Source organism: Propionivibrio sp. (assembly GCF_017995515.1).
In the GTDB taxonomy this organism is placed as follows: Bacteria; Pseudomonadota; Gammaproteobacteria; order Burkholderiales; family Rhodocyclaceae; genus Propionivibrio.
Map to the genome: position 1 here is coordinate 1 of NZ_JAGOIT010000086.1, position 15,005 is coordinate 15,005.

The 15,005-nt window shown below is 62.9% G+C and carries 13 protein-coding genes and 1 tRNA gene; 6 read left to right on the forward strand and 8 right to left on the reverse strand.

Annotated elements, in window-relative coordinates:
• A partial coding sequence (locus KBA32_RS17190) for an ATP-binding protein (protein ID WP_367113784.1) occupies positions 1–123 on the forward strand: 123 nt, incomplete at its 5' end.
• A gap of 305 nt (positions 124–428) precedes the next feature.
• Here KBA32_RS17190 and KBA32_RS13150 read toward each other — a convergent pair.
• Positions 429–516, reverse strand: a tRNA-Ser gene (locus tag KBA32_RS13150).
• 37 nt (positions 517–553) lie between these two features.
• Here KBA32_RS13150 and mltF point away from each other — a divergent pair.
• The gene (gene mltF / locus KBA32_RS13155; protein WP_294359632.1) at positions 554–1,987 is read left to right on the forward strand and encodes a membrane-bound lytic murein transglycosylase MltF; all 1,434 of its coding nucleotides are present in this window, start codon (positions 554–556) and stop codon (positions 1,985–1,987) included.
• Here the strand turns inward: mltF and serS are convergent.
• The 5 genes from serS to KBA32_RS13180 all read right to left on the reverse strand — a co-directional run bounded on the left by serS (position 1,977) and on the right by KBA32_RS13180 (position 8,335).
• Positions 1,977–3,257, reverse strand: a complete 1,281-nt coding sequence (gene serS / locus KBA32_RS13160) for a serine--tRNA ligase (protein ID WP_294359633.1) — start codon at positions 3,255–3,257, stop codon at positions 1,977–1,979. The two genes, mltF and serS, sit on opposite strands and share 11 nt — an antisense overlap.
• A gap of 3 nt (positions 3,258–3,260) precedes the next feature.
• Complete coding sequence (locus KBA32_RS13165; RefSeq protein WP_294359635.1) at positions 3,261–4,613, reverse strand: replication-associated recombination protein A; 1,353 nt, start codon at positions 4,611–4,613, stop codon at positions 3,261–3,263.
• Entirely contained in the window at positions 4,606–5,235 is a 630-nt protein-coding gene (gene lolA / locus KBA32_RS13170) for an outer membrane lipoprotein chaperone LolA (protein ID WP_294359637.1), read from the reverse strand. The genes KBA32_RS13165 and lolA overlap by 8 nt, the downstream gene beginning before the upstream one ends.
• Positions 5,232–7,574 carry a DNA translocase FtsK gene (locus KBA32_RS13175; protein WP_294359639.1) on the reverse strand — a complete coding sequence of 781 codons (2,343 nt, stop codon included), beginning with the start codon at positions 7,572–7,574 and terminating at the stop codon, positions 5,232–5,234. The genes lolA and KBA32_RS13175 overlap by 4 nt, the downstream gene beginning before the upstream one ends.
• Before the next feature lie 86 nt (positions 7,575–7,660).
• Complete coding sequence (locus KBA32_RS13180) at positions 7,661–8,335, reverse strand: cyclic nucleotide-binding domain-containing protein (protein ID WP_294359641.1); 675 nt, start codon at positions 8,333–8,335, stop codon at positions 7,661–7,663.
• 180 nt (positions 8,336–8,515) lie between these two features.
• Between KBA32_RS13180 and trxB the strand changes: the two genes are divergently transcribed.
• Positions 8,516–9,472 carry a thioredoxin-disulfide reductase gene (gene trxB, locus KBA32_RS13185; protein ID WP_294359643.1) on the forward strand — a complete coding sequence of 319 codons (957 nt, stop codon included), beginning with the start codon at positions 8,516–8,518 and terminating at the stop codon, positions 9,470–9,472.
• Positions 9,473–9,529: 57 nt separating this feature from the next.
• The gene (locus KBA32_RS13190) at positions 9,530–10,087 is read left to right on the forward strand and encodes a Smr/MutS family protein (RefSeq protein ID WP_294359645.1); all 558 of its coding nucleotides are present in this window, start codon (positions 9,530–9,532) and stop codon (positions 10,085–10,087) included.
• 3 nt (positions 10,088–10,090) lie between these two features.
• On the opposite strand, the gene pepN is transcribed toward KBA32_RS13190, so the two are convergent.
• Positions 10,091–12,733 (reverse strand): aminopeptidase N, encoded by a 2,643-nt coding sequence (gene pepN / locus KBA32_RS13195; RefSeq protein WP_294359647.1) that lies wholly within the window; start codon positions 12,731–12,733, stop codon positions 10,091–10,093.
• A 208-nt stretch (positions 12,734–12,941) separates the two neighbouring features.
• On the opposite strand from pepN, the gene tpx reads away from it, so the two are divergent.
• Positions 12,942–13,445 carry a thiol peroxidase gene (tpx, locus tag KBA32_RS13200; protein ID WP_294359649.1) on the forward strand — a complete coding sequence of 168 codons (504 nt, stop codon included), beginning with the start codon at positions 12,942–12,944 and terminating at the stop codon, positions 13,443–13,445.
• Positions 13,446–13,501: 56 nt separating this feature from the next.
• Here tpx and KBA32_RS13205 read toward each other — a convergent pair whose 3' ends face one another.
• The gene (locus tag KBA32_RS13205; RefSeq protein ID WP_294359651.1) at positions 13,502–14,119 is read right to left on the reverse strand and encodes a DUF2239 family protein; all 618 of its coding nucleotides are present in this window, start codon (positions 14,117–14,119) and stop codon (positions 13,502–13,504) included.
• A 237-nt stretch (positions 14,120–14,356) separates the two neighbouring features.
• On the opposite strand from KBA32_RS13205, the gene KBA32_RS13210 reads away from it, so the two are divergent.
• Positions 14,357–14,938, forward strand: coding sequence for a DOMON-like domain-containing protein (locus KBA32_RS13210; protein WP_294359653.1), 582 nt, complete (start codon positions 14,357–14,359; stop codon positions 14,936–14,938).
• The last annotated feature ends 67 nt before the right edge of the window (positions 14,939–15,005 follow it).

Below are 15,005 nucleotides of genomic sequence, written 5' to 3' on the forward strand. Positions count from 1 at the left end.
GGCAGTGGCCTAGGTTTGGCCGTGGTTGCTGCTATTGCGAAAGCGCATGGTGGGCGAGCAACATGCGGCACCGCATCTCAAGGTGGCACGGTATTCGAGTTAAGCTGGCCAGAAACCGATTAACTAGGCCAAGAGCATTAGTGTCCGAACAGCTGAAGAATAGCGCATTGCAACGATTTCTTTCAGATTGAAGTCCTCCATCGCTGCATACGATACTCAAACTTCGGGGATACGAGTGTCGTCAAGCAAGGAACCTTCCGGTCCAATAACTCAAGGGCCTAAATCCCACTCGCTTTTTCTGACACAGTAGCCTAGATTTAGCTTCCAAACGCTGTACAACCGACGAAAACTGGCTACATGGTGGCTACGCGGAGCTCAGAAAGAAAAAAGCCCAAATCAATTGATTTGGGCTAAGTCTTTGATACTACTGGCGGAGAGGGAGGGATTCGAACCCTCGGTACCTTGCAGTACGCCTGATTTCGAGTCAGGTACAATCGACCACTCTGCCACCTCTCCGCTAGAGCGCAGCATTCTAGCACAACCCGGGAAACGGATGCGCGTATTCATAGTTCTCTTGCTACTTTTTTTGACCGGATGCGAAAACGATGCGTTTGCGCCGATCAAGATGAAAGCAGAAAGGAAGCGCGATTTCACCATCCTGACGCGAGTCGGATCGACGACGCATTCGCTTGAGGAAACGGCGGGCGTCTCCGGGTTCGACCATGAACTCGTAAAGCGATTCATGCACGAACAGGGGATTGCGTATCGGATCGTCGTTGCAGCGAGTGATACGGATCTGCGACAGCGTCTCGCCAATGGCGAGGCCAATATGGCAGCAGCCTGGCAATCGCCGAGCAACCAGCCGAACCTTCGCAGTGGCTCGCCGTATGCCAGCAGCCAGAGCGTGCTCGTCACGCACGAGGCATCCCTTCCTTTGGCCGGAATCGATCGTCTGGCGGGGAGAACGATTCACGTAGTGTCTGGTTCGAGGCAGGAAGCCGTGCTGTTGGGGATCAAGAATACTGTTCCGGATCTCGTCATCGCGCCAACGGACAAGCTGGGCGAGCTTGATCTGATGGAAAGCGTCGCCAAACGCAGCATTGAGGCTGCTGTAGTGAGCAGCGCGGAATTCGACATCGGCAGCAACTACTATCCCGAACTGCAGGACGCCTTGTTGATTGGCGAACAGCAACCGATCGTCTGGCTGTTTGGTCCGAAAGTGGACGACGCACTCATTGCGAAGGCCGACGCATTCATTCAGAAGATGCGTGCGAGTGGCGATATGGATCGTCTCAGGGACCGCTATTTCGGCCACGTCGACCGCCTGACGCCGCTCCATAGCGTGCGTTTTATCGAGAGTATCCGAAGTGTTCTGCCCAAGTACCGTGTCTTTTTCGAAACTGCACAAACAGTCAGCGGAATCGAATGGGGCCTGCTGGCCGCATTGGCCTATCAGGAGTCGCAATGGAATCCGCTGGCGACGAGCACGACCGGGGTGCGCGGGGTGATGATGCTGACCGAAGACACAGCCGACGAGCGCGGCGTGGACAACCGGCTGGACGCCGCGCAGAGCATTCGCGCCGGTGCCGAGTACCTGAGCGCCCTGCACAACGCGCTTCCGTCGGAGGTCGTAGAACCCGACCGCACGTGGTTCGCGCTCGCCGCGTACAACCTCGGGATGGGTCACCTCAAGGCGGCGCGCCAGATCGCGAAGACGCTGAAGGTCGACGCCAACTCTTGGTATGAGATGAAGAAGGTGCTGCCGCTCCTCGCCAAGGAGCAGTATTACAGGCGGCTGAAGTCGGGCAAGGGACGCGGCGGCGAGGCGGTGATCATGGTCGAGAACATCCGCATGTTCGTCGACATCCTGAATCGCCACGAGCGCGCCGACCGCGTACTCGCGACAGACGTGCAAACGACAACGGGTGGCCTTAGCCACCCGTTGCAGACCGTTTACGCCCCGGCGCTCCCCGCTTTCATGCGGTGATCTTTTCCTTGCCGCCGAGATAGGGCCGCAGCACCGTCGGCACGGTAATGCTGCCGTCGGCGTTCTGGTAGTTCTCCATGATCGCGACCAGCGTGCGACCGACGGCGAGCCCGGAGCCGTTCAGCGTATGCACGAGTTCCGGCTTGTTCTTCTCGTTGCGGTAACGGGCCTGCATGCGGCGCGCCTGAAACGACTCGAAGTTCGAGCATGACGAAATCTCGCGGTAGGTGTTCTGCGCCGGCAGCCAGACTTCGAGGTCGAAGGTCTTGGCCGACGAGAAGCCCATGTCGGCGGTGCAGAGCGCGACGCGGCGATACGGCAGTTCCAGCTTCTCGAGGATGACTTCGGCGTTGCGCGTCAGGCTTTCGAGCGCGGCATCGGACTGCTCGGCCGGCACGATCCGGACGAGTTCGACCTTGTCGAACTGGTGCTGGCGGATCATGCCGCGCGTGTCCTTGCCGTAGGAGCCGGCCTCGGAGCGGAAGCACGGCGTATGGCAGACGAACTTCAGCGGCAGCGCATCGGCCGCGAGAATCTCGTCGCGCACGATATTGGTCACCGGCACTTCGGCGGTCGGGATCAGGTACAACGGCTCGGCATCCGGGCGCAGGATCTTGAACAGGTCGGCCTCGAACTTCGGCAGCTGGCCGGTGCCGGTCATGCTCGCCGCGTTGACCAGATACGGCGCGTAGACTTCGGTATAGCCGTGCTCTTCGGTATGCACGTCGAGCATGAACTGCGCGAGCGCGCGGTGCAGCTTGGCGAGCCCGCCTTTCATCAGCGAGAAACGCGCACCGGCGATCTTGGCGGCGGTGGCGAAATCAAGTTGGCCGAGCGACTCGCCTAGGTCGACGTGGTCCTTGACGGGAAAATCGAAGCTGCGCGGCGTTCCCCAGCGATGCACTTCGACGTTGTCGGCTTCCGACTTGCCGGCCGGCACGCTTTCCTGCGGCACGTTCGGGATCGTCGCGACGAAGGCGTCGAATTCCTTGAGCAACTCCCCGAGGCGTACTTCGTTGGCTTCGAGTTCGCTCTTCATGGCGGCGACTTCGGCCATCACGGCGGAAGCGTCCTCGCCCTTGCCCTTGAGCATGCCGATCTGCTTGGACAGGCTGTTGCGGCTGGCTTGCAGATCCTGCGTGCGCGTCTGCAGCGTCTTGCGCTCGTTTTCGAGCTTCTGGAAGGTCGCCGTGTCGAGCGTGTAGCCGCGCGTGGCCAGCCGTTCGGCAACGGCGTCGATGTTGTTACGCAACAGTTGTATATCGAGCATTTTTCAGTCCTTGAACGTTTCTTGATTCCTGGTTTCCCTGGAACTCGCCGCCGCTTTCAGCGCGTCGCGATCGAGTTCGCGCAGGTGTGCGAGCTTTTCGCCGATCTTGATTTCCAGCCCGCGCGGCACCGGCTGGTACCAGTTGGGCGGCGGCATGCCGTCCGGGAAGTAATTCTCGCCCGCCGCGTAAGCGCCCTCTTCGTCGTGCGCGTAGCGGTATTCCTTGCCGTAATCGAGCGCTTTCATCAGCTTGGTCGGCGCGTTGCGCAGGTGCAATGGCACCGGCCGCGAACCGTCTTTGGCGACGAAAGCACGCGCGGCATTATACGCGACGTAGGCAGCGTTCGATTTGGCCGCCAGCGCAAGATAGATCACCGTTTCGGCCAGCGCCAGTTCGCCTTCCGGCGAGCCGAGGCGCTCGTAGGTCGCTGCCGCTTCGCCGGCGATCTGCGCGGCGCGCGGGTCGGCCAGGCCGATATCCTCCCACGCCATGCGCACCAGACGACGGGCCAGGTAGCGCGGGTCGGCGCCGCCGTCGAGCATGCGGCAGAACCAGTAAAGCGCAGCGTCGGGATTCGAACCGCGCACCGACTTGTGCAGCGCTGAAATCTGGTCGTAGAAGGCATCGCCGCTTTTGTCGAATCGTCGTAGGCTCTGAGCCAGCGTGTTGTCGAGGAAAGCCGCGTCGACTTGCGCGCGTTTAGCCGTCAATGCCGCCGTCCGCGTCTGTTCGAGCAGGTTGATCAGGCGGCGCGCGTCGCCGTCGGCCTGCGCGATCAGGCGCAGCTTGGCTTCCGCAGTGAAGGTCAGATCGGCCAGCGCTTCGGCACAGGCACGATCGAACAACTGCGCCATTTCCTCGTCCGAGAGCGAATTGAGCACGTACACCGCCGCGCGCGAGAGCAGCGCCGAATTGACTTCGAACGACGGATTCTCGGTCGTCGCGCCGACGAAGGTCAGCAAGCCGCCTTCGACGTAGGGCAGAAAGGCGTCCTGTTGCGCCTTGTTGAAGCGATGGACCTCGTCGACGAAGAGGATCGTCTGGCGGCCGTTCTGCGCCCGCGTCATCTCGGCGCGCGCGACCGCCTCGCGGATGTCCTTGACGCCGGAAAAAACCGCCGAGAGCGCCATGAACTCGGCGTCGAAGGCGTCGGCCATCAGGCGCGCCAGCGTCGTCTTGCCGACGCCGGGTGGCCCCCACAGGATCAGCGAGTGCAGCTTGCGCGCCTCGAACGCCAGACGCAGCGGCTTGCCCGGTCCGAGCAGATGCTGCTGGCCGATCACCTCGTCGAGCGTTTTCGGGCGCAGCGCCTCGGCGAGCGGGACCGCGTGCGTCTGGGCGAAAAGGTCACTCACCGATGACATCGACCCCAGCGGGCGGTGTGAAACGGAACTGCGTCGCGGCGATCGAAGGATTGTGCTCGATGCGCGAGAAGGCCAGCGACGCCGTCTGGCCGAAGTTGTCCTGCAGTTGCATGCCCTTGAGTTCATTCCCCTCAAAGCCGAGCTGCAGCTTCTCGAAGCCGCTGTCAGGCGACTTTGGAATCGCCTCGACCCAGTCGAGGCCCTCGCGCGTGCCGGCCTCGGCCAGCGTGAAGTTCTTCTCCAGCGCATCGCCGCCGACGAGCAGCGCGGCCGGCGTGCTGCCGATCGCGGCGTCGACCTTCTTGACTGTCACCTGCAGCAGGTCCGGATCGTAGATCCAGACCTTCTCGCCGTCGCCGACGAGCAACTGCGCGTAGGGCTTCACGACCTCCCAGCGGAATTTGCCGGGGCGCGAGAACGTCATCACGCCGCTGGAAATCTGCGGCTTCTTGCCATTCTTGGCGACGACCATCTGCGTGAAGTCGGCACGCAATGTCTTCGTTCCATCGAGGAACTGGCGCAGCTTGTCGATGGCGCCGGCGTTGGCAAGTTGCGCCGCCGCCAGCAGCGCTGCGGCAAAAAGACCGCGTCTAATCAGGCTTGGTTTGATCAATTTTCTTCCTTGCGTGCGATGACTTCGCGGCCACCGCGTCCATCCATCGCCGACACCAGGCCAGCTTTTTCCATCGCTTCGATCAGGCGCGCCGAGCGGTTGTAGCCGATGCGCAAATGCCGCTGCACGAGCGAGATCGAAGCCCGTTTGTTCTTGAGCACGATGTCGACGGCCTGGTCGTAGAGCGGATCGGCCTCGGCATCGCCGCCCGTTTCTCCATCACCACCACCTTCGCTCTCATCGTCGATGCCGCCGCCGGTCAGAACGCCTTCGACGTAATCGGGTTCGGCCGTCGCTTTGAGATGATCGACGACGCGGTGGACTTCCTCGTCGGCGACGAAGGCGCCATGCACGCGCGTCGGATAGCCGGTGCCCGGCGCCAGATAGAGCATGTCGCCCTGCCCGAGCAGCGCCTCGGCGCCCATCTGGTCGAGGATCGTGCGCGAGTCGATCTTCGACGACACCTGGAACGACATGCGCGTCGGGATGTTGGCCTTGATCAGGCCGGTGATCACGTCAACCGACGGCCGCTGCGTCGCCAGGATCAGGTGGATGCCGGCCGCCCGCGCCTTCTGCGCCAGGCGCGCGATCAGCTGCTCGACCTTCTTGCCGGCGACCATCATCAGGTCGGCCAGTTCGTCGATAACCACCACGATGTGCGGCATGGCGATCAGCGGTTCGGGCGACTCGGGCGTCAGCGAGAACGGGTTGGTCAGGTGCTTACCGGCCTTTTCGGCGTCCTTGATGCGGTGGTTGAGGCCGGCGATGTTGCGCACGCCCATCGCTGACATCAGCTTGTAGCGTTTCTCCATCTCGCCGACGCACCAGTTGAGCGCGTTCGACGCCTGCTTCATGTCGACGACGACCGGCGCCAGCAGGTGCGGGATACCTTCGTAGATCGACAGTTCGAGCATCTTCGGGTCAACCAGGATCAGGCGCACCTTGTCCGGCTCGGACTTGTAGAGCAGCGACAGGATCATCGCGTTGATGCCGACCGACTTGCCCGATCCGGTCGTGCCGGCGACCAGCAGGTGCGGCATCTTGGCCAGGTCGACGACGACCGGATGGCCGCCGATGTCCTTGCCGAGCGTCATCGCCAGCGGCGACGACATGTTGTGGTAGGCGCTGCTCGAAATGATCTCGGAAAGCCTCACGACCTGCCGCTTGGCGTTGGGCAGTTCGAGCGCCATGCACGACTTGCCGGGCACCGTCTCGACGACGCGGATTGAAACCATCGACAGCGCGCGCGCCACGTCCTTGGCCAGATTGACGATCTGCGCGCCTTTCACGCCGACTGCAGGCTCGATCTCGTAGCGCGTGATCACCGGCCCCGGATACGCGGCCAGCACCTGCACCTGCACACCGAAATCAGCCAGTTTTCGCTCGATCAGGCGCGACGTGTATTCGAGTGTCTCCGGGCTGACCAGGTCGGTCTGCTCGGCCGCCGGTTCCAGGAGATGTAGCGGCGGCAGCAGCCCGCCTTCGACGGCCTCGGGGAAGAGCGGCACCTGGCGTTCGCGTTCGATCCGTTTTTCCACCTTGGGCGGAAGCGGGGCGACGGGTTCCGGCGCCTCGATGATGATCGGTTCATGCGTTTCGACGCGTTTTTTCTCCACCTCGACCACGGCCTCGCGCTCGCGCGCGACTTCGCGCCCGATGCGCCGGTCCTGCCAGCGGTCTATCAGCCCGCGCACGGCGTTGAACGCGAGTTCGACGAGGGCGCCCATGCGTTCGGCAGCGGTCAGCCAGGAAATCCCGGTAAAGATGCTCCAGCCGAGTGCGAGTGCGGCAAGCAGCGTCAAGGTCGCGCCCGTATAACCGAAAGCATGCACCGTCGCCCTTCCGAGTTCGAGCCCCAACATGCCGCCCGGCGTTAGCGGCAGCTCGGCACCAATCGAATAAAAGCGTAGCGATTCCAGCGCGCTACTGGAAACAATCAGCACGAGAAATCCGGCCAGCGCGATGTAAAGCGGCCGTCGATCCGCAGTGCGCAAACCGTCCAGGCGACGATAGCCCCACCAGACGACCGCGATCAGGAGCACGATCCACCACCACGCCGACAGACCGAAGAGATAGAGCAGCAGGTCGGCCAGCCAGGCACCGCCGCGCCCCGCCGGGTTGTGCAGCGACGTACCCTGCATGGCGTGCGACCAGCCCGGATCCGCGCGGTTGTAGCCGGACAGCGCCAGCCCGAGAAATGCGGCGAGCACGATCAGCGCCAGCCAGCGAGATTCCTGCAGAACCAGCGCGATCTTTTCAGGAAGCGGGCTAGGCGGGTTCGACACCTTTCGCTCACTGCGTACAACTCGACTGCCGGTAGTTTTTTGCAACGATGCCATCAACGGTCGCTAGATACGGGACAAAACGGGATTATAGCCGGGCGTGACGCCTATCCGACGGTCATCCTCTGGCGACGGAACAGCGCTCAGTCTTCGGTCAGGACGATGCGCCCGGTCTCGATGCGGAGATAACCGCTCGCTTCCAGATCCTTCATCACGCGGCTGACCATCTCGCGCGACGCGCCGACCATCTTGGCCATGTCCTGCTTGGTCACCTTGCGCTTGATCACGCGCACGCCGTGATCGAGCTCGGAGAAATCGAGCAGCAACTTGGCCACCCGCCCGTAGACGTCCATCAGCGCCAGGCTCTCGATCTTGCGGTTCGCCTCGCGCAGCCGCAGCACCAGACTCTTCATGATGTTGAGGCAAAGATCGACGTTCTCGGCCAGCGCGCGCTTGAAGTCGGTCTTGGCGATCACCAGCAGTTCGCAGTTCTCGTTGGTCACGACGTCGGCCGAACGCGGCTCACCGTCGATCAATCCCATTTCGCCGAAACATTCGCCGGCACCGAGCAACGTCAGGATCACTTCACGCCCGTCCGCGTCGCGATTGAGCACTTTCACGCCGCCGCTGACGATGACGTAGAGCGCATCGATGCAATCACCGACGTGAACGATCGTCGAATGGCGCGGCACCTTGCGGCGAATCGCCATCCTGGCGATATGGTCGAGTTGCGCCTCGGTCAATCCGGCAAACAACGGGATGCCTTGCAACAGCGCCTGACTGGGCAATCCGCCGACTGTGCGTTGATCCGTGTGCATAACGCCCTCTTTGCAGATGAATTGCAGCTTGAAGAACTACTTCCCGATTATATGACACTAATCACGGGACCAATGTTCGCACGAAACCAGGCCGGATCGGCACTCACGAACCCCATCAGAAAATGCTAATGTATTTACAGTTATAATCCGCGACATGTTACTCACGAGAGGAATAATGAAATGACGCAAACCTCACGCCACTGCAAACTCCTGATCCTCGGCTCCGGCCCGGCCGGCTACACGGCTGCCGTCTACGCCGCACGCGCCAACCTCAAGCCTGTCCTGATCACCGGCCTCGCCCAGGGCGGCCAGCTGATGACGACGACCGAAGTCGACAACTGGCCGGCCGCCGCCGAAGGCATCCAGGGGCCGGAACTGATGCAGAAGTTCGAGGAACATGCCCGCCGCTTCGACACCGAGATCATCTTCGACCACATCCACACCGCCAAACTGACGGAAAAGCCTTTCACGCTGATCGGCGACGGCGGCACCTATACCTGCGACGCGCTGATCATCGCCACCGGGGCCTCGGCGCAGTATCTCGGGCTGCCGTCGGAAGAAGAATTCTCCGGCCGCGGCGTCTCGGCCTGTGCCACCTGCGACGGTTTCTTCTACAAGAACAAGCCGGTCGCGGTCATCGGCGGCGGCAACACGGCGGTCGAGGAAGCGCTCTATCTCGCCAATATCGCCAGCCACGTCACCGTCGTCCATCGTCGCGACAAGTTCCGCAGCGAGAAGATCCTGCAGGACAAGCTGCTCGCGCGCGCCGCCGAGGGCAAGGTGACGATCAAGTGGGACAGCGTGCTCGAAGAAGTCCTCGGCGACCCGACCGGCGTCACCGGCATGCGCATCAAGAATGTGAAGAGCGGCGCCAGCGAGGACATCTCGCTGATGGGCGTTTTCATTGCCATCGGCCACAAGCCGAATACCGACCTCTTCGTCGGCCAGCTGGAGATGGAAAACGGCTACCTCGTCACCCAAGGCGGACGCAGCGGCAACGCGACGCAGACGAGCATTCCGGGCATCTTCGCCGCCGGCGACGTGCAGGACCACATCTATCGCCAGGCGTGCACGTCGGCGGGCACCGGCTGCATGGCCGCACTCGACGCCGAGCGCTATCTGGACAGCCTCGGCTGACCTGCGTAGCGCCGAACACGGCATTCGTGGTTCGGCGCCGCACGATCCGGAACGACCATGTCCGAGCGGCCGTCCCCCAGCGCCGAAGAACTCGCCGCCTTCCACGAAGCGATCGACGGCGTCGTACCCTTGCGCACGCCGGAGCGCGTCGCGCACGAGCCGCCCAAGCCCGCGCCGCGTCCGCGCCAGCGCGAGCTCGACGACATCGCCGTCGTCCACGAGTCGCTGTATGGCCCGTTCGAAATCGACGACCTGCTCGCCATCGGCGACGCCGACTCGTACCTGCGTGCCGGAGTCTCGCGCAATGTGCTGAAGGACCTGCGGCGCGGCCGCTGGTCGATCCAGAACCATATCGATCTGCACGGCATGAACCGCCACGAGGCGCACGAGGCGGTTGCACGTTTTCTCGCCGAATCGCTGCTCGCCGACAAGCGCTGCCTGCGCATCGTGCACGGGCGCGGCTATGGTTCTCCCGGCCGCGAGGGCATCTTGCGCCAGTTCGTCAAGAGCTGGCTGAGCCGGCGCAAGGACGTGCTGGCGTTTTGTCACGCGCCATCCTTCGACGGCGGCGAAGGCGCGCTTTGGGTGCTGCTGCGTGCAAGCACGAAGCGCTAAAAGCTACCCCAGCGCCTTATCCACCACCTCGAACACATCGCGCGACAGGCCGGGCTGGCTGCGCACCGATTCCAGCGCCGCGCGCGAATGCCGCTGCCGTTCGCTGTCGAAACGCTTCCAGCGGTCGAAACTGCGCGCCAGACGCGACGCGACCTGCGGGTTGATCGGGTCGAGCCGGACGATCTGCTCGGCGACAAAACGATAGCCGGCGCCGTCCGCCGCGTGGAAATGCCGGTGATTGGCGCCAAAGGTGCGCAACAGCGCATACACCTTGTTCGGATTGCGGATGTCGAAGGCGACGTGGCGCGTGAGGCTTTCGACGCGCGCCAGTGTCCCCGGCAGGCGGCTGCTCGACTGCACGGCCAGCCACTTGTCGACGACGAGCGCTTCGCCGTGCCAGCGTGTGTAGAAGTCGGCCAGCGCCCGCTCGCCCTCCTCTCCCGAGGCGTTGGCGAGCACCGAGAGCGCGGCGAACTGGTCGGTCATGTTGTCGGTCGCGTCGAACTGCTGGCGCGCAATTGCGCGGTATTCAGCCGAATCGAGCTCGTTGAGATAACCGAGACAGAGATTGCGCAAACGCCGGCGCGCGGCGCCCAGGTTGTCCGGCTGATACGGCGCGGTCGGCGCCAACGCGTGATAGAGACGCAGCAGATCGCTCTCCAGACCATGCGCGAGGAAACGCGCGAGGCCGCAGCGCGCGGCGAAGAGCAGCTCCGGATCGACGACTTCCATCTGTTCGGTCAGCGTCGATTCGCCGGGCAGCGTCAGCGCTTCGGCAATGAAGGCCGGATCGCCGGCGCCGACCAGCACCTTGCGCGCCGCATCGATCACGGAAACGGGCCACAGCGGCGCCTTGCCATTGGCCAGTCGGCTCACTGCCTCGCGGATCAGCTGGCCGAACAGGCGCTGCCCGGCTTCCCAGCGGTTGAACGGGTCGCTGTCGTGTGCCAATAGATGCACAAGTTCGGCTTCCGACGACGCGCAATCGAGCACAACGGGCGCCGAGAAGTCACGCAGCAGCGACGGGACCGGTGGCGCCGGGATATTCTCAAAGACGAAGATCTGTTCGGGTTGCGTTAATTGCAGAACCTTGGTCGTCACGCCGTCACCCAAGTCGAAATCGCCGCCATCCGGCCCAAGCAAGCCGACCGCGACGGGAATCAGGTACGGCGCCTTTTCCGGCTGTCCCGGCGTCGGCGCGCAGGACTGGCCGAGCGTCAGCGTGTAGCGCTGGTTGGCCGCGTCGTACTCGCCGTGCGCAGACACTTTCGGCGTGCCGGCCTGGTGATACCAGTTCATGAACGGCGCAAAGTCGAAACCGCTGGTGTCGGCCATCGCGGCGACGAAGTCGTCGCAGGTGACCGCCTGGCCGTCGTGCCGCGCGAAGTACAGGTCCATGCCCTTGCGGAACGCTTCCTTGCCGATCAGCGTATGGATCATGCGCACGACCTCGGCGCCCTTCTCGTAAACAGTCGCCGTGTAGAAGTTATTGATCTCGAGATAGGTCGACGGGCGCACCGGATGCGCCATCGGGCCGGCGTCCTCGGGGAACTGCGCGGCGCGCAGGCCACGCACCTCGCGGATACGCGCCGTCTCGCGGCTGTGCATGTCGGCGCCGAATTCCTGGTCGCGGAAGACGGTCAGCCCTTCCTTCAACGAAAGTTGAAACCAGTCACGGCAGGTGACGCGGTTGCCGGTCCAGTTATGGAAGTATTCGTGCGCCACCACGCGATCGATGTTCTCGAAGTCCGTGTCAGTCGCCACGTCGGCGCGCGCCAGCACGTACTTGGTGTTGAAGACGTTGAGCCCCTTGTTCTCCATCGCCCCCATGTTGAAATCACCGACGGCGACGATCATGTAGTGATCGAGGTCGCACTCCAGGCCGAAGGTCTCCTCGTCCCACTGCATCGATTTCTTGAGCGCCGCCATGGCGTGCGCGCACTGGTCGAGCTTGCCCGGCTCGACATAGATCGCCAGCTGCACGTCGCGCCCGGAGGTCGTGCGGTAGGCATCGCGCAATACGTCAAGCTTGCCGGCGACGAGTGCGAAGAGGTAACTCGGTTTCTTGAACGGATCTTCCCACGTCGCGTAATGACGGCCGCCCGCCTCGTCACCGCTGCCGACCGGATTGCCGTTGGCGAGCAGGAAGGGGAACGCCGCCTTGTCGGCATGAACGGTCACCGTGTAGCGCGCCATCACGTCCGGCCGGTCGATGAACCACGTGATGCGTCTGAAGCCCTGCGGTTCGCACTGGGTGAAGTAGCCGTCGCGGCTGCGATAGAGGCCGGAAAGCTGCGTGTTCTTGTCGGGCTGGATACGCACGCACGTTTGCAACAGTACGCGTTCGGGCAGATTGTCCAGCGTCAGGCGTTCGCCTTCGATCCGATAGGCATCGGCCGCGAGCACCTGCCCGTCCACGCTGACTGACAGCGTCTCCAGCTCCTCGCCATCGAGCACCAGCGGGGACGTTCCGGCTACCGCCGGATTGCGCTCGCAGGCGAGTGTTGCCGTGACACGGGTTGCTTCGGTACGGATGTCGACATCAAGATGGACGGTGCCGATCAGCCAGGCGGGCGGCGTGTAGTCCTTGAGTTGTATGGGCGCAGGTGCGGAAGACGGAGAGGCGATGTCGGGCGAGTAGAACATGGGGATTCGGTTCCGGAAAAAAGGTCAGGCGCGATGATAGCGGAGATGGTCGGCACGGACAGGGCGCAGCACGTCGAACTTTTCCGCCGGGGCGATGACAAAACCCTCCCGGACAGCACAAGAAGACCACCGCCCGGAAGCTCGGGAGCACCCGTCAGAAGTCGAAACGTACTCAATCTGAAATCAACCCAAACAGCAAGGATCGCACATGGAAAACTCTGTCACCCTCGGCGGCACGCCGATCGTCATCCGCGGCAAGTTCCCCGAAAAAGGTCAGACGGCGCCCGATTTCAGCCTCGTCGCCAAGGATTTGGCCGACGTCACGCTGGAAAAGTTCGCCGGAAAACGCAAGGTTCTGAACATTTTCCCAAGCATCGACACCCCGACCTGCGCAACCTCGGTGCGCAAGTTCAACCAGCGCGCCAACGAGGTCGCCAACACCGTCGTCCTCTGCATCTCGGCCGACCTGCCCTTCGCGCAGAGCCGCTTCTGCGGCGCGGAAGGCCTCGATAACGTCCTCACCTTATCGACGATGCGCGGTGTGGAATTCCTGCAGGTATACGGCGTAGCGATCGGCAACGGTCCGCTGGCCGGCGTCGCGGCGCGCGCCGTTGTCGTGCTCGACGAAAACAATCGCGTACTGCACAGCGAACTCGTTGGCGAAATCAAGGACGAGCCCGACTACGAAGCAGCATTGAAGTCACTGGCCTGATCCTCCACCGGTCGGACCTGGCGTTTCGCCACAAGGCAGAAAGCCGGGTCCGGCGCTCAGTTGGCTTCAACCAGGCGCAATACGTGCGCCCGGATATCGGCTGGCCAGTCTTCCATCGTCGCTTTGAGCTTTTCGCTATCGCCGGCAAACAGCGCCCGTACAGCCTCTTCGTGCCCGGGCGCGTTCCCCGCCACGGCGGTCATGAATCGGTAAGCCGATTCGCGCGTTTGCCGCAAGCGGTCGGCGTCGGCGTTCGCACGCACAGCTTGCTCGACGAGTTTGCGCAAAGCCACGGACGCCCCGCCGGACTGACCGGCCAGCCAGTCCCAATGCCTCGGCAACAAGGTCACCTCCCGCGCCGTCACGCCGAGCTTCGGCCGACCGGGTAAGCGCACCGGCACCGGTTCGGCCTCTGGTTTGTTCATCTGATCGGCCGCCGACGCCGTCGGCAAACGCGCGAGCACATCGGTCAGCGAACCGCGCAGGTCCAACTCAACCGGCGTACTTGTTCGAGCGTCGAAGACGAGGACTGCGATATCGGGTTCGGCATCGACCCGCTCTTTCACGGCAGCTGCGACGTCATGCGACGCACCGAAGGCGACGCATTGAGCACCGGCAAACGCGATCCAGCGTTCGCCAGTCGCCTCGTTGTCCAGCGTGGTAATCGGAGTCATGGCACTTCTTTCTGGATGAAAATGCGCCAAATTTACCCGGACAAAACATGAAGTCAATATTACCCGGATAAATTATTTGCCAATTTGCTTTCCCGACCCGTTGCGCACAACTATTAATACGGCGAGGGAGTGTTAGAAGTCCGTTCGCCTTGAGCCTGTCGAAGGGGGGCGGGCTTCGACAGGCTCAGCCCGAACGGAAGTTGAGACTTCTTCGTACCGGATCAATAGAATCGCGCCATGACCACGACAGCCCCCACGCCCGCATTTGCCGCGCCTCTTCTGCACCTCGTCTGCCATCCCGCAACACCGACACCGGTGGTCCATCGCCTCGAGGCGACGATCCGCGCCAATCCCGACGGCTCGCTCGGTCTTTTCTATTGCCTGCGCGGCGACATCGCTCGCTTGCGCATCCCGGAAGACTGCGCGCCGGAACGGATGGACCAGCTCTGGGAACACACCTGCTTCGAAGCCTTCATCGCCGTTCGCGGCGAAAGCGCTTACCGCGAATTCAACTTTTCGCCATCCGGCCAATGGGCGGCCTATGCATTCAAGGACTACCGCCAAGCGGTAGACCAAGTACCCGTAATCGCCCCGCCGACCATCGTCACCCGGCGCTTTGCCGGCCGCATTGAGGTTGACGTTGTCGTCCCCGCGCCATCACTCCCTTCCGAGCGTGGGCAATGGCAACTTGGCCTCTCGGCCGTCGTCGAGGAAGCAGACACCGTGGACGGCAGCCACAGTTACTGGGCGCTACGCCATCCGAGCCCGCGCCCGGACTTTCATCATCGCGATGCGTTCGCGCTCGCTTTGCCGAGCTGAATTTCCAAAACGCCGAAGGCCCGCCGGATATTCCGACGGGCCTTCGCTTGTTGTGGCAGGCTCAAGC

What these genes read in the sequence shown, in the direction of transcription:
- mltF (WP_294359632.1), top strand. Translation starts at nt 554, where the DNA reads ATGCGCGTATTCATAGTTCTCTTGCTACTTTTTTTGACCGGATGCGAA.
- serS (WP_294359633.1), bottom strand. Translation starts at nt 3,257, where the DNA reads ATGCTCGATATACAACTGTTGCGTAACAACATCGACGCCGTTGCCGAA.
- KBA32_RS13175 (WP_294359639.1), bottom strand. Translation starts at nt 7,574, where the DNA reads ATGGCATCGTTGCAAAAAACTACCGGCAGTCGAGTTGTACGCAGTGAG.
- KBA32_RS13180 (WP_294359641.1), bottom strand. Translation starts at nt 8,335, where the DNA reads ATGCACACGGATCAACGCACAGTCGGCGGATTGCCCAGTCAGGCGCTG.
- trxB (WP_294359643.1), top strand. Translation starts at nt 8,516, where the DNA reads ATGACGCAAACCTCACGCCACTGCAAACTCCTGATCCTCGGCTCCGGC.
- KBA32_RS13190 (WP_294359645.1), top strand. Translation starts at nt 9,530, where the DNA reads ATGTCCGAGCGGCCGTCCCCCAGCGCCGAAGAACTCGCCGCCTTCCAC.
- pepN (WP_294359647.1), bottom strand. Translation starts at nt 12,733, where the DNA reads ATGTTCTACTCGCCCGACATCGCCTCTCCGTCTTCCGCACCTGCGCCC.
- tpx (WP_294359649.1), top strand. Translation starts at nt 12,942, where the DNA reads ATGGAAAACTCTGTCACCCTCGGCGGCACGCCGATCGTCATCCGCGGC.
- KBA32_RS13205 (WP_294359651.1), bottom strand. Translation starts at nt 14,119, where the DNA reads ATGACTCCGATTACCACGCTGGACAACGAGGCGACTGGCGAACGCTGG.
- KBA32_RS13210 (WP_294359653.1), top strand. Translation starts at nt 14,357, where the DNA reads ATGACCACGACAGCCCCCACGCCCGCATTTGCCGCGCCTCTTCTGCAC.